The 11,383-nt window shown below is 52.9% G+C and carries 15 protein-coding genes; 5 read left to right on the top strand and 10 right to left on the bottom strand.

The features are described from left to right. The first annotated feature begins 69 nt into the window (after nucleotides 1-69). The gene (locus tag On2M_RS21325) at nucleotides 70-594 is read left to right on the top strand and encodes an SCP2 domain-containing protein (protein WP_151224408.1); all 525 of its coding nucleotides are present in this window, start codon (nucleotides 70-72) and stop codon (nucleotides 592-594) included. Continuing rightward, the gene (locus On2M_RS21320; protein ID WP_151224407.1) at nucleotides 588-1,091 is read left to right on the top strand and encodes an N-acetyltransferase; all 504 of its coding nucleotides are present in this window, start codon (nucleotides 588-590) and stop codon (nucleotides 1,089-1,091) included. Before On2M_RS21325 ends, On2M_RS21320 begins: the two co-directional genes overlap by 7 nt. Here the strand turns inward: On2M_RS21320 and On2M_RS21315 are convergent. Beyond that, the gene (locus tag On2M_RS21315) at nucleotides 1,078-1,386 is read right to left on the bottom strand and encodes a GIY-YIG nuclease family protein (protein ID WP_276577183.1); all 309 of its coding nucleotides are present in this window, start codon (nucleotides 1,384-1,386) and stop codon (nucleotides 1,078-1,080) included. The two genes, On2M_RS21320 and On2M_RS21315, sit on opposite strands and share 14 nt — an antisense overlap. 43 nt (nucleotides 1,387-1,429) lie before the next feature. Between On2M_RS21315 and On2M_RS21310 the strand changes: the two genes are divergently transcribed. After that, nucleotides 1,430-1,858 carry a YhbP family protein gene (locus On2M_RS21310; RefSeq protein WP_151224406.1) on the top strand — a complete coding sequence of 143 codons (429 nt, stop codon included), beginning with the start codon at nucleotides 1,430-1,432 and terminating at the stop codon, nucleotides 1,856-1,858. A 37-nt stretch (nucleotides 1,859-1,895) separates the two neighbouring features. Next, the gene (locus tag On2M_RS21305; protein ID WP_210905437.1) at nucleotides 1,896-2,531 is read left to right on the top strand and encodes an NAD(P)H-binding protein; all 636 of its coding nucleotides are present in this window, start codon (nucleotides 1,896-1,898) and stop codon (nucleotides 2,529-2,531) included. 49 nt (nucleotides 2,532-2,580) lie between these two features. Here the strand turns inward: On2M_RS21305 and dolP are convergent, their stop codons facing one another. From dolP to On2M_RS21285, 4 genes are read right to left on the bottom strand one after another with little or no spacing between them, the layout of a single operon-like run. Further along, nucleotides 2,581-3,156: a division/outer membrane stress-associated lipid-binding lipoprotein gene (gene dolP / locus On2M_RS21300; RefSeq protein ID WP_210905436.1), complete on the bottom strand. Its 576-nt coding sequence runs from the start codon at nucleotides 3,154-3,156 to the stop codon at nucleotides 2,581-2,583. A 9-nt stretch (nucleotides 3,157-3,165) separates the two neighbouring features. Next, nucleotides 3,166-3,756 carry a DnaA initiator-associating protein DiaA gene (gene diaA, locus On2M_RS21295; protein WP_003024948.1) on the bottom strand — a complete coding sequence of 197 codons (591 nt, stop codon included), beginning with the start codon at nucleotides 3,754-3,756 and terminating at the stop codon, nucleotides 3,166-3,168. Nucleotides 3,757-3,790: 34 nt separating this feature from the next. Then, nucleotides 3,791-4,186 carry a YraN family protein gene (locus On2M_RS21290; RefSeq protein ID WP_016157561.1) on the bottom strand — a complete coding sequence of 132 codons (396 nt, stop codon included), beginning with the start codon at nucleotides 4,184-4,186 and terminating at the stop codon, nucleotides 3,791-3,793. Continuing rightward, the gene (locus On2M_RS21285) at nucleotides 4,144-6,195 is read right to left on the bottom strand and encodes a penicillin-binding protein activator (protein WP_210905435.1); all 2,052 of its coding nucleotides are present in this window, start codon (nucleotides 6,193-6,195) and stop codon (nucleotides 4,144-4,146) included. Before On2M_RS21285 ends, On2M_RS21290 begins: the two co-directional genes overlap by 43 nt. A 63-nt stretch (nucleotides 6,196-6,258) precedes the next feature. Here On2M_RS21285 and rsmI point away from each other — a divergent pair, with 63 nt between their 5' ends. Beyond that, on the top strand, nucleotides 6,259-7,122 hold the full coding sequence (gene rsmI / locus On2M_RS21280; protein WP_151217843.1) for a 16S rRNA (cytidine(1402)-2'-O)-methyltransferase: 864 nt from the start codon (nucleotides 6,259-6,261) through the stop codon (nucleotides 7,120-7,122). A gap of 121 nt (nucleotides 7,123-7,243) precedes the next feature. Here rsmI and On2M_RS21275 read toward each other — a convergent pair whose 3' ends face one another. From On2M_RS21275 to gatA, 5 genes are all read right to left on the bottom strand, one after another. Beyond that, complete coding sequence (locus On2M_RS21275) at nucleotides 7,244-8,017, bottom strand: DeoR/GlpR family DNA-binding transcription regulator (protein ID WP_003828620.1); 774 nt, start codon at nucleotides 8,015-8,017, stop codon at nucleotides 7,244-7,246. A gap of 111 nt (nucleotides 8,018-8,128) precedes the next feature. After that, nucleotides 8,129-9,172: a galactitol-1-phosphate 5-dehydrogenase gene (gene gatD, locus On2M_RS21270; protein ID WP_210905434.1), complete on the bottom strand. Its 1,044-nt coding sequence runs from the start codon at nucleotides 9,170-9,172 to the stop codon at nucleotides 8,129-8,131. Between the two features lie 44 nt (nucleotides 9,173-9,216). Beyond that, nucleotides 9,217-10,590: a PTS galactitol transporter subunit IIC gene (locus On2M_RS21265; RefSeq protein ID WP_210905433.1), complete on the bottom strand. Its 1,374-nt coding sequence runs from the start codon at nucleotides 10,588-10,590 to the stop codon at nucleotides 9,217-9,219. A 4-nt stretch (nucleotides 10,591-10,594) separates the two neighbouring features. Continuing rightward, the gene (gene gatB / locus On2M_RS21260; RefSeq protein WP_003828616.1) at nucleotides 10,595-10,879 is read right to left on the bottom strand and encodes a PTS galactitol transporter subunit IIB; all 285 of its coding nucleotides are present in this window, start codon (nucleotides 10,877-10,879) and stop codon (nucleotides 10,595-10,597) included. Between the two features lie 29 nt (nucleotides 10,880-10,908). Next, complete coding sequence (gene gatA / locus On2M_RS21255; protein ID WP_151224401.1) at nucleotides 10,909-11,373, bottom strand: PTS galactitol transporter subunit IIA; 465 nt, start codon at nucleotides 11,371-11,373, stop codon at nucleotides 10,909-10,911. Between the last annotated feature and the right edge of the window lie 10 nt (nucleotides 11,374-11,383).

Here is an 11,383-nt window from a genome sequence, read left to right as displayed (position 1 = left end):
ATTTATGCCGCTATGTCGTTTATTTGATATGGCAAAATAGCAGGACTATTGAAACAGGGAGTAAAGCTCGTGTTGGATAAACTGCGTTCACGCTTAGTACATTTTGGTCCTTCTTTGATGAGTGTACCGGTTAAACTGACGCCCTTTGCGCTGAAGCGCCAGGTTCTGGAACAGGTCCTGAGCTGGCAGTTTAGTCAGGCGCTGGCCGATGGGGAGCTGGAGTTTCTCGACGGTCGCTGGCTGAGCATTCATGTGCGTGACATCGGCCTTAAATGGTATACCTCTGTTCAAAACGATAAACTGATCGTCAGCCAGAATGCAGATGCGGATGTCAGTTTTAGCGCGGATGCCAGCGATCTTCTGATGATCGCGGCACGTAAGCAGGATCCGGATACGCTGTTCTTCCAGCGTCGCCTGGTGATTGAAGGTGATACAGAATTAGGGCTGTATGTAAAAAATCTGATGGACGCCATCGAACTGGAGCAGATGCCTAAGGCGCTGCGCATCATGCTGATGCAGTTGGCGGATTTTGTTGAGGCGGGAATGAAAACAACGCCAGAAACCAAACAGACTTCGGTAGGTGAGCCATGCTGATTCGAGTCGAAATTCCCATTGATGCCCCTGGTATTGATGCGCTGCTGCGCCGTTCGTTTGAGAGCGATGCGGAAGCGAAACTAGTACACGACCTGCGTGAAGACGGGTTCTTAACGCTGGGTCTGGTTGCTACCGATGAAGAAGGTCAGGTCGTGGGTTACGTCGCGTTCAGCCCTGTCGATGTCCAGGGCGAAGATCTGCAATGGGTCGGCATGGCGCCGCTGGCCGTGGATGAAAACTACCGTGGGCAGGGTCTGGCGCGTCAGCTGGTCTATGAAGGGCTTGATTCCCTGAACGAGTTTGGCTACGCCGCGGTGGTTACGCTGGGCGATCCGGCGCTGTACAGCCGCTTTGGCTTTGAGCTGGCTGCGCATCACGATCTGCATTGCCGTTGGCCGGGCACTGAAAGCGCATTCCAGGTTCATCGCCTGGCGGATGACGCGCTGGAAGGCGTGACGGGCCTTGTGGAATACCACGACCACTTCAATCGTTTTTAAGCTCCGGGGTTTGCAGGCTGCTCAGTAGCGCCTCAAGCCCTTCGCCGTCTACAAGGCGCTCTTTCTGCCGCTTGGTGAGCTGTTTGACGCGATACTCTATGCGCAGAGCCAGCGAACGGTCGCCGATCTGCGCCGCAAATGCCAACGTGAGTTCCCCCTTTCCGCGTAGTGCCTTCGCACCTTTCCCACTTTGATGCTGCTTATAGCGGCGCTGCACATCGGTGGTTATACCGGTGTATAAGGCGTTGTCTGCAGTACGGATCAGGTACAGATACCAGGGTGTCATTGTCACCATCGACGTGATAATTTTCAGGCCTACAGTATAAAAGAGAACAGAAATGGAAACACTGACTGCGGTGACCCGCTGGCTGGCAAAGCAGCATGTCGTGACCTGGTGCGTTCATCATGAAGGTGAATTGTGGTGCGCCAATGCGTTTTACCTGTTTGATGCGCAGAAGATGGCATTCTATGTGCTGACCGAAGATAAAACGCGCCATGCGCAAATGTCCGGGCCGCGCGCGCCGATTGCCGGCACGGTAAATGGTCAGCCCAAAACGGTCGCCCTGATTCGTGGCGTGCAGTTTAAGGGGGAGATTCGCCGTCTTGAAGGGCAGGAGAGTGACACCGCGCGTAACGCCTACAACCGCCGTTTCCCCGTCGCCAGAATGTTGCCAGCGCCCGTGTGGGAGATTCGACTGGATGAAGTCAAATTCACGGACAACACACTGGGCTTCGGTAAAAAGATGCACTGGCTACGTGATCTATAGTTAAAAGAGTGATTGAAGCGTCAGGGGAAAATAAACGATGAGCCAGGTGTTAATAACCGGTGCAACGGGTCTGGTGGGTGGACATTTATTGCGTATGTTGCTGAATGAACCTCGGGTCAATGCCATTACGGCGCCGACGCGTCGACCGCTGGCTGATACGGCTGGCATCTATAATCCCCACGATCCGCAGCTAACCGATGCTCTGGCGCAGGTTACCGATCCGGTCGATATCGTCTTTTGTTGTCTGGGAACGACCCGACGTGAAGCGGGCAGCAAAGAGGCATTTATCCACGCTGACTATACGCTGGTAGTGGATACGGCCCTGACGGGGCGTCGGCTGGGGGCCCAGCACATGTTGGTGGTGAGTTCGATGGGCGCTAATGCCAATTCGCCCTTTTTTTATAACCGGGTGAAAGGTGAAATGGAGCAGGCGCTGATTGCGCAGAATTGGCCGCGACTGACGATTGCCCGGCCTTCTATGCTTCTGGGGGATCGGGATAAACAGCGGGCGAATGAAATGTTTTTAGCGCCATTATTTCGGTTGCTGCCGGGTAACTGGAAGTCGATTGAAGCGCGTGATGTGGCGCGGGCTATGCTGGCAGAGGCGCTGGCACCAGGACCGGAAGGTGTTACGATAATGACCTCTTCCGGGCTGCGCGAACGGGCTAAATAAAATGCCGGATAACGTGCTCTGACGTCGTCATCCGGCATCTGTTATCATCTTACTTAATAAAGGTGAAGGCCGTCGTGACGCGTTTCACGCCGCTTACCCGGCTGGCGATGTCCGCCGCCGCCTTCGCTTCGCGCTCGGTCACCAGACCCAGCAGGAAGACTTCCCCATTTTCGGTCGTGACTTTCACGTTAGTGGATTTCACCTGATCGCTGGTCAGCAATTGTGAACGTACTTTGGTGGTGATCCAGGTATCGTTGGACGCATCGCCCAGGCCGATTGGCTGGCCTTGACGGATCTCATTAAAGACCTCTGTCGTACCCTCTACGCCCATCGCAATCTGTTTTGCCCGCGCAGACAGTTCGCTATTTGGCGACTGACCGACCAGTAGCACTTTACCCTGATACGCGCTCACGTTAATTCGCGTTTCTTTCTTGATCTGGGCATCTTTCGACAACGCCGTATTGACGCGTAACTCCAGGGTTCCATCATCTACCTGGGTGCCGACACTACGAGGGTCCGTCGCGGCTTTGGTGCCGACAGCAGCAGTTCCGACAACGGCAGCAGCGACACAGCCTTGCAGCATCAGTGCAGCGATAATCACAGCAAGCGGCGAAAATGCCTTCATGTGTACTCCTTAATCATCCTGGTGAGGGAAAAGCGTGTTGTCGATGAGATCGCAAAGGCAGTTGACCGTCAGCATGTGCATTTCCTGAACGCGGGCGCTATGGTGTGAGGGGATACGGATTTCAACATCCTGCGGCCCCAGTAACCCGGCCAGCTCCCCTCCGTCATACCCGGTCAGCGCGACAATTGTCATGTCGCGTGTCACGGCGGCTTCAACGGCTTTTACGATATCGCGGCTATTACCACGCGTAGAGATTGCCAGCAGAACATCACCTGCATGTCCCAGCGCACGGACTTGTTTTGCATAAACTTCATCGTGCAGGCGATCGTTGGCAATCGCAGTTAAGACCACATTATCAGTATTTAGTGCAATCGCAGGTAAACTTGGGCGCTCTGTTTCAAAACGATTGATCATGCTGGCAGCAAAATGCTGTGCGTTGGCAGCGGACGTCCCATTACCACAACAGAGAATTTTGTTGCCATTGAGCAGGGACTGAACCAGCGTCATGGCTGCACGGGAGATCGCATCCGGAAGTGCTTCAGCCGCAGCTATCTGAGTTTGAATGCTTTCAGTAAAGCAGACTTTAATTCTATCTAACACGCTAATCCTTAAGAACCAGGCTCTGAATCTTCAACTATGAGCGGTCGTTGAACGCGTCCTTAAACCACTCAACATCATTTCCGGTGAAGGCTAACACATCGAACCGGCAATCCACAGTATCAAAACTCCCATTGTGGCGTGCAAGCCACAAGCGGGCGGTCTGTAATAATTTGTGTTGTTTGCTCCGGGTCACACTCGCCGCTGCGCCGCCAAACTGGGCCGAGCGCCGATAGCGGACTTCAACAAAGACGGTGGTGTTGCCTTCACGCATTATCAGGTCGATTTCGCCGCCACGTTCACGTACGTTAGCGGCGATAAAATGCAGTCCCTTGCTCTGCAGCCAGTCACGCGCGGTGGATTCCCACGCGTCACCGGTCTGTTTACTCGTTAACTGGCGGGGACGACTTGTCCTTGCTGGTATTTGAGCCATGATAACTTCCTGTTAATCACACAATCCTGCGTTGCGGTTAAGGCCCCGGTGTTGCCGTTAATTTCGAAACCCTGTACCTGACGCATTTGCGAGAAGTGGTTGGCAAGTGACCAGGCATCGACGCCCATCGCGTACATACGCGCCAATGAGTAGTCATTACGCACTGCGCCAAGCGCTTGCTGCATGAGAGGCGCGTTAGCCCCTGCCAGCATCGGTATTTCGCTGTACTGCAAGCCTTCCATCTCCAGGCGGAAATCCGGGCCGGCAGTTCCCTGCGCGCTACGGGAGCTGGCGTACAGCGTTGCTCCGCTCTGGCTGCCGTTGCGCATAGCGATCATCGGCTTAATAAAGGCAATTTCTTCTGGCGTTGCCAGAATATACACGGCATCAACACGACCGCTGCCGCCGGTGATCTGCGCATCGGTTGGCGCAGCCGGAATCGTCAGGCCGCCAATCGTCACGCCAGGTTGCGCAGGCACAGAGGAAGCCACCGGGCTGCCCGTCAGGGAAATCCCCGAGCCGCCGTTGACGCCCATTTTCAGCTCGGCGGTGGAGCCGAACTTCTGTTGCAATACCACGCCGCCGCCCAGTTTTTGCCATTCCTGAGCAAAGGCATTGGCAACGCGATCGCCTAACGAACTGCGTGGGATCAACAGCAGCGGCGTTTGTTTGCCCTGGTCGTGGATGTGACGCGCGGCGTCGCGCGCTTCATCTTCTGGCGACAAAGCGAAGTAGCAGACGTTCGGCAGGTTTTTCACCGACTCCGGCTGATTAAGCGCCAGCACGTTTAATGGCGTGTTGCTTTTCATCAGCTCTTCAACATTGTTTTTCAACAGCGGACCAACCACGATGCTGGCGCCATCCTGTTGAACCTGAGTCAGGATCTGGTTCAGAGGCTGTGATGAGGTGTCGTAGATTTTCAGCTCTGCAGATGGATTCGCCGGTGCGCTGGCGGTTGTTGGCTGAGCGGGTGCTGTGGGCTGCGCAGCAGGTGTTTCTGGCTGTGCTGGCGTCTCATTAGTCAGGTCGCTGACAGACGCCTGAGAAGGGCTGGCAACACCGTCAGTCGTTTGCGGCTGCTCCACAGTTGTCGCAGCTGTTGTATCCTCAGCAGGCGCAGCTACAGCAGGGATCGCTACGGGTTGAGTACCCATATTTTTCGCCGCTTCAAAGCCTTGCTGAATAGTCCGGCCAAATACAGCGGCCTGACCGTTCAGCGGCAGCAGCAGTGCAATTTTGCTGGTGGAGGCGGGCTTAAAGCTCTGCACGTTAACCAACTGCGTTGGCAGCATTTTTGCGCCAGGGTTTTGCGGATAGCGTTTCTGCCAGTCAGCAATACCGGCTTTCATCATGTCCGGATCGTTACGGTTATCGAACCAGACGCGCTGGAGATCCAGCCAGCCTTGCAGCACGTTTTCATCCGCATTGATAACCAGCGCCTGCGCTTGCTCCTGGGTCATGGATGACAGCGCCTGCCAGGTGGCGTCGATGTTTTTCTGCTTAGCATTCGCGGCCAGCAGCGGTTCCTGGGCGATGAGGGCGCGCAATAGCGTCAACGATGGGCGACCCTGGTTGACGTCGATTTGCGCCTGCCAGTATCTGGCCTGCTGGTTTTGATCGAAATCGGCAGGAGTAAGTTTATCCAGCAGGGCCTGAGCGCCAGCGATATCTTTCTGTGCGAGCTTGATTTCGACGGCCAGCAGAGACTGCTCACGACGCTGAGTATCGCTGAGTTTCTGCGGTAGCTGGTTGAACAGCTCGATAGCCTGCTGGCTCTTGCCTTCTTTCAGCAGTGCACGAATGGCGAGTAATTGCCAGTTGGTCTTGCTATCATCTGAGCTTTGCTGCATTTGTTGCAGATAAAAGCCGGAATCAGCCTGCGCAGTGCCCTGCATATGGGCTGCACTCTGGTCTGGCGCCTGGGTGCCACAGCCTGCGAAAATCAGTGCTGCCAGAATGACTGGTAGCGCGCGTGCGGCTTTCAAACGAGAAAATGTTGAGGGTACCATACTGTATCCAGTGATATTTTTTTACTCAATGCTCAATATTAAATCGGCAATACGGACGACACAATGAAACAACACGAATCGGCGGATAATTCTCAAGGCCAACTCTTTATTGTACCTACTCCTATAGGAAATTTGGCTGATATTACCCAACGAGCGCTCGAAGTTTTACAAGCCGTTGATTTGATTGCCGCTGAAGATACCCGTCATACAGGGTTATTGTTACAACACTTCGCGATTAACGCTCGTTTGTTTGCATTACACGATCACAATGAGCAACAAAAAGCGGAAACGCTGGTGGCGAAACTCAAAGAAGGGCAAAACATTGCGCTGGTTTCCGATGCCGGAACGCCGCTGATTAACGATCCTGGTTACCATCTGGTGCGCACCTGTCGCGAAGCGGGGATCCGCGTAGTACCTCTGCCGGGCCCTTGCGCAGCGATTGCGGCACTGAGCGCTGCCGGTCTGCCTTCAGACCGCTTTTGCTATGAAGGTTTTCTGCCTGCCAAATCGAAAGGGCGTCGTGATGCGATGAAAGCCATTGAGGCTGAACCACGTACGCTTATTTTTTATGAATCCACTCACCGTTTACTGGATAGCCTGGAAGATATGGTCGCCGTCTGGGGCGAATCCCGCTACGTGGTGCTGGCGCGCGAACTGACGAAAACCTGGGAAACCATTCACGGTGCGCCGGTCGGCGAGCTGCTGGCGTGGGTCAAGGAAGATGAAAACCGTCGCAAAGGTGAAATGGTGCTAATTGTTGAAGGGCATAAAGCGCAAGAAGACGATCTACCTGCTGATGCGCTGCGAACTCTGGCGTTGCTGCAGGCCGAATTGCCGCTGAAAAAGGCCGCCGCGCTGGCCGCTGAAATCCACGGCGTGAAAAAGAATGCGCTGTATAAGCACGCGCTGGAACAGCAGGTAGAGTAAGAGCGTCTGGATTGATCGCCAGTTTGTTGGAAGAAATGTCGGAAGAACGCGCTGAAAGCGTTGCAGCTAAAAGGCAAACTGCAACGCGTTGGCGCGACGAAACAGGGATGTGGCGGGTAATTTAAACGACCAGCAGTTCAACGCCTGTTTTAGCCAGTGCTGATTTATCCTGTTTGCTGATGCTGTCGTCGGTTATTACGCAGTTAATCTTCTCCATGGGAAGTACTTGATTAAATCCACGTCGGTTAAATTTTGTCGCATCCAGTACGGCAATGACTTTATGTGCCGCCGCCGCCATTACGCTACTAATCGAATAGCCTTCGTTGAATGTCGTAATACCATTAGTTGCATCGATCCCGTCAGCACCCACAAACATCAGGTCAGCGCTTATCCCTTGTAGGGAACGTTCAGCGATAGTGCCATGCATTGAATGCGTTTTGTGACGCACCGTGCCACCGCAGACGACCAGCGTAATATCTTTGTTTTCCGATAACGTAAACGCAGCAGGCAGGCTATTGGTAATAACAGTGATATTACTTTTTCGGTTTAGCGCCTCAGCGATCAGTAAGGTCGTGCTTCCGCTATCCAAGATTACGGTCATTCCTTCTTCGACCATTGCCGTTGCCGCCTGAGCGATCCGCTTTTTAGGATCGCTGGCAAGCTGATACCGATCTTCTAACAATACTTCCTGATTGTCACCTTCAGCCAGATGGCTTCCAGGTTTTGCCGCACCGCCATGAAAACGGGTGACCAGACCCTTCTCTTCTAATAACCGCAGGTCGGCGCGAATGGTGACTTCAGAAATACCAAAGGTATTCGAAAGGTCCATTACCAGTACGCTACCTTGCGTATTAATCAGGTCGACAATTTTATTCCTTCTCTCAAATGAGTTCATATTGATTTGCCTGATAATTTGACTGTCACTAGTTTAATCGAAGGATTGCGAAAGGTGAACGCTAAATTTCGAAAGTAAATGTGAGCCAGCGCAGGTTGCTGGCTCGTGGGGTCAGGAGAGTTTGAGCAGAATTTTACCCTGCATCGGCGCGCCCTTGAGTGACTTGACGGCGCAGGCAAAGCTCTCGGCATCACCACTGTGGGCGATTAATGGCTCAAGCTGTAAGCGTTTTTCCGTCAGTAAACGCGCTGCGGTTTCCCACTCTTCTCCAGGCCATGGACTGGAATAGTTCATCCAACTACCAAGAATGGTTAACTCTTTACGTAATATTTGTCCAAAGACACCTGAAGACAGCGCTAGATCATTATGCAGCGTACCCACTAACGCCAGTTGAGCGCGAGGGCCAGCAATTTCGATCGACAGCGTCACAGTTTGTGGGGTTCCCGCGGTTTCCAGTATGAGTTGGTCAAATAGAACATTCTCCAGACCAGAGTGAATCTCAGTCGCACTCATCTCCCGACTGTTAAATACATAGGTTGCCCCCAATTCTTTTGCTAACGCCAGCTTTTGCTGGTTGATATCAATCGCCGTGATGCTTTTAGCGCCGAGTTCACGGGCGCATTGCAGCGCCAGTAAACCGATAGTACCAGCTCCCACAATAATCACATTTTTGCCTTCACAACCCTGAGCCAAATGAAACGCATGCAGGCCGACGGTGATGGGTTCAATGAATGCGCCATCTTCAATCGGCATATCTGAAGGTAGGCGGAACAGATTCGCGCGTTTCACCACAACATATTCTGCGTTGCCGCCTTCGCTACGTGAACCGACAAACTGATACTGCTTACACAACGAGAAGTAGCCACGCACGCACTGAGGGCAGTGGAAGCAGGGAAGTAGCGGTACGCAGGCAACGGCATCGCCGGGTTGTAGGTTGGTAACGCCTGCGCCGTAGGATTCAACATAGCCACTGAACTCGTGCCCAAGCGTGATTGGATAATAGTGAGCGCCACGATTGAAGATTCGGGGAATGTCCGAGCCGCAAAGCCCTGAACTGACTACTTTAACCAGTACATCCTCATCCGTTTGCAGATGTGGTATGAGACGTTCTTCAACGCGTACGTCACCCTCAGCGTGAATAACCACTGATTTCATAAAAGTCTCCAGAAATGTGAAGGGGAGCAAATGCTCCCCAGAAATTATGATGCGGTCTGGCTTTCCGTTATAGCTGCTGCTTTTTCAGCTGCCACGAAATTACGTGCCCGACGCCAGGTCAGCAGTACACCCAACAGGTAAATAGCCGCGATAACGATGAAACCTACCACGTTCTGCCAAGTAAAAAGCTGGATCAGCAGCCAGGTGACTGGGGAGCCGCCCTGGTCCATTGAGGCCACCATGCCACCGGCTTTTAATGCGCCTGCATTGGCGGCAAGTTGGGTATGTAAACCAATAGTCTGAGTTGCTATCCATAGGGTGATACCCATGATGATGACGCCGGAGATCAGTGTGCGGAACAGGTTCCCTTGATGCACGGCTACCGCCATGGCAACAAAGAAACCAATTGTCGCGAGATCGCCGAAGGGCAGAACCTGGTTCCCTGGTACCAGCACGGCAATCAGGATGGTCAGCGGGATAAAGATTAGACTGGCAGAAACCACCGACGTATGACCGAGAAGCAACGCAGGGTCCAGACCAATTAAGAACTCCTGACCGCCAAATTTTGCCTGCAGGCGTTTGCGGGCATGCTTCGCGATAGGTGTTAAGCCATCCATAATCGGTTTAATTACGCGTGGCATCAGCAGCATCACGGCAGCCGTTTTCACAGCCAATTGTAGGACGCTTTTCACGTCATATCCTGCCAGCATACCGATGACCAGACCCATAACGAAGCCGACGGTAACAGGCTCGCCAAAAGGACCGAAGCGTTTCTGTACATCGTCTGCACTGAAGTGAATACGATTAAGGCCCGGGATTTTTTCAATGATCGTATCAACCAGGACCGCTATTGGGCCCAGGTAGGCCGAGGAACCGTGGGGGATAGCAATCCCTTCCAGGCCAAAAAAGTCGCGCGTGTCTTTAGCAAACCAGTCACCCAGTTTGTAGACGAAGGCGGCATGAACAACCACGCCGAGAATGCCCAGCCAGTATGAACCGGTCGCCAGATGCAACATGGCGCCGGTAAACGTCATATGCCAGATATTCCAGATGTCGACGTTCACCACGCGGGTCATGCGGGTAACCAGCATCAGGATATTCACACCAATGGCGACAGGAATCGCAATTAACGCAATTTGCGAAGCCCAGGTCATTGGTGATGAACCCGGCCAGCCGACGTCAATAACGTGCAGGTTGATTTGAAACTGTTCCGCCATCGCTTTTGCGGCTGGTCCAATAGAGTCCAGCATCAGGCCGATCACCAGACCAATGCCGACGAAGCCGATCCCGATATGCAGACCAGATTTAAAACAATCCCCGAGCTTCATTCCCAGTAATTTTGAGAAGATGATGATCACTAACGGCAGCATAACCGTTGGACCTAAATCGAGGATATAACGCATTATTTCGCTAAACATGGCGTTACCCCACGAGGATAGTCAGTATTTTTTGCTGTAATGCTTCGATACCCACGCCTGAGACAAAAGGCATGCCGTGAACAACCGGGATATCGCCAAATGTACGGTCAACGCGAGCAGTAGTACAAATAAGGTCCGCGCCATCCATATAAGTTTCGATTTCCGTTACCCGGCACTGAACCAGGTCGAGTTGGATATTGTTGGCTTCGCAGAGCTCTTTGATTTCTTCCGCAGCCATTGTTGAAGTTGCTACAGCACCGCCGCAGGCCACAATTACTTTACGTTTCATAGGGTATTCCTTTTATTATCAGTTTCTTATCAATCCTGGGCGCAGGGCTCAGACTCAAGGATTTTTTCCCGAAAGAGCATTGCCAGTTCTGCATCGGGTGCATTCAGCAATGCTTCAATGGTGCTCGGGTTTTGTAGCTCACTAAACAGACGACGCAAGAGCTTCAGTTGCGCCGTCGGGTTTTCAACAATTAAGGCGATAATTAAAGAGACGGCTATCTCTTCATCATCATCCGCTTGTTGAAAGTTAACCGGTGTATCTGGGCGAATCAGATAGATAGCCGGAGATTTCGCGTGAACAGCTTCACAATGCGGAATCGCAACGGCATGACGTTCCAGCGCGATTCCAGTTGGAAAAGTTACTTCACGCTCAATCAGGGCCTGCGGGTAGCTTTCATGCACGACCCCTTTAGCTAGCATCTCCTCCCCAATATGGGTCAGCGCATGCTGACACGAGCTAAAGTTAATTCCTGTTCGGACAAAGAGTTGACTCATATATTCTCCA

Source organism: Citrobacter sp. On2M (assembly GCF_018035235.1).
GTDB classification, from domain to species: domain Bacteria; phylum Pseudomonadota; class Gammaproteobacteria; order Enterobacterales; family Enterobacteriaceae; genus Citrobacter; species Citrobacter meridianamericanus.
The sequence above is the reverse complement of the archived record's forward strand: the minus strand, read 5'-3'. Positions and strand labels throughout refer to the sequence as shown.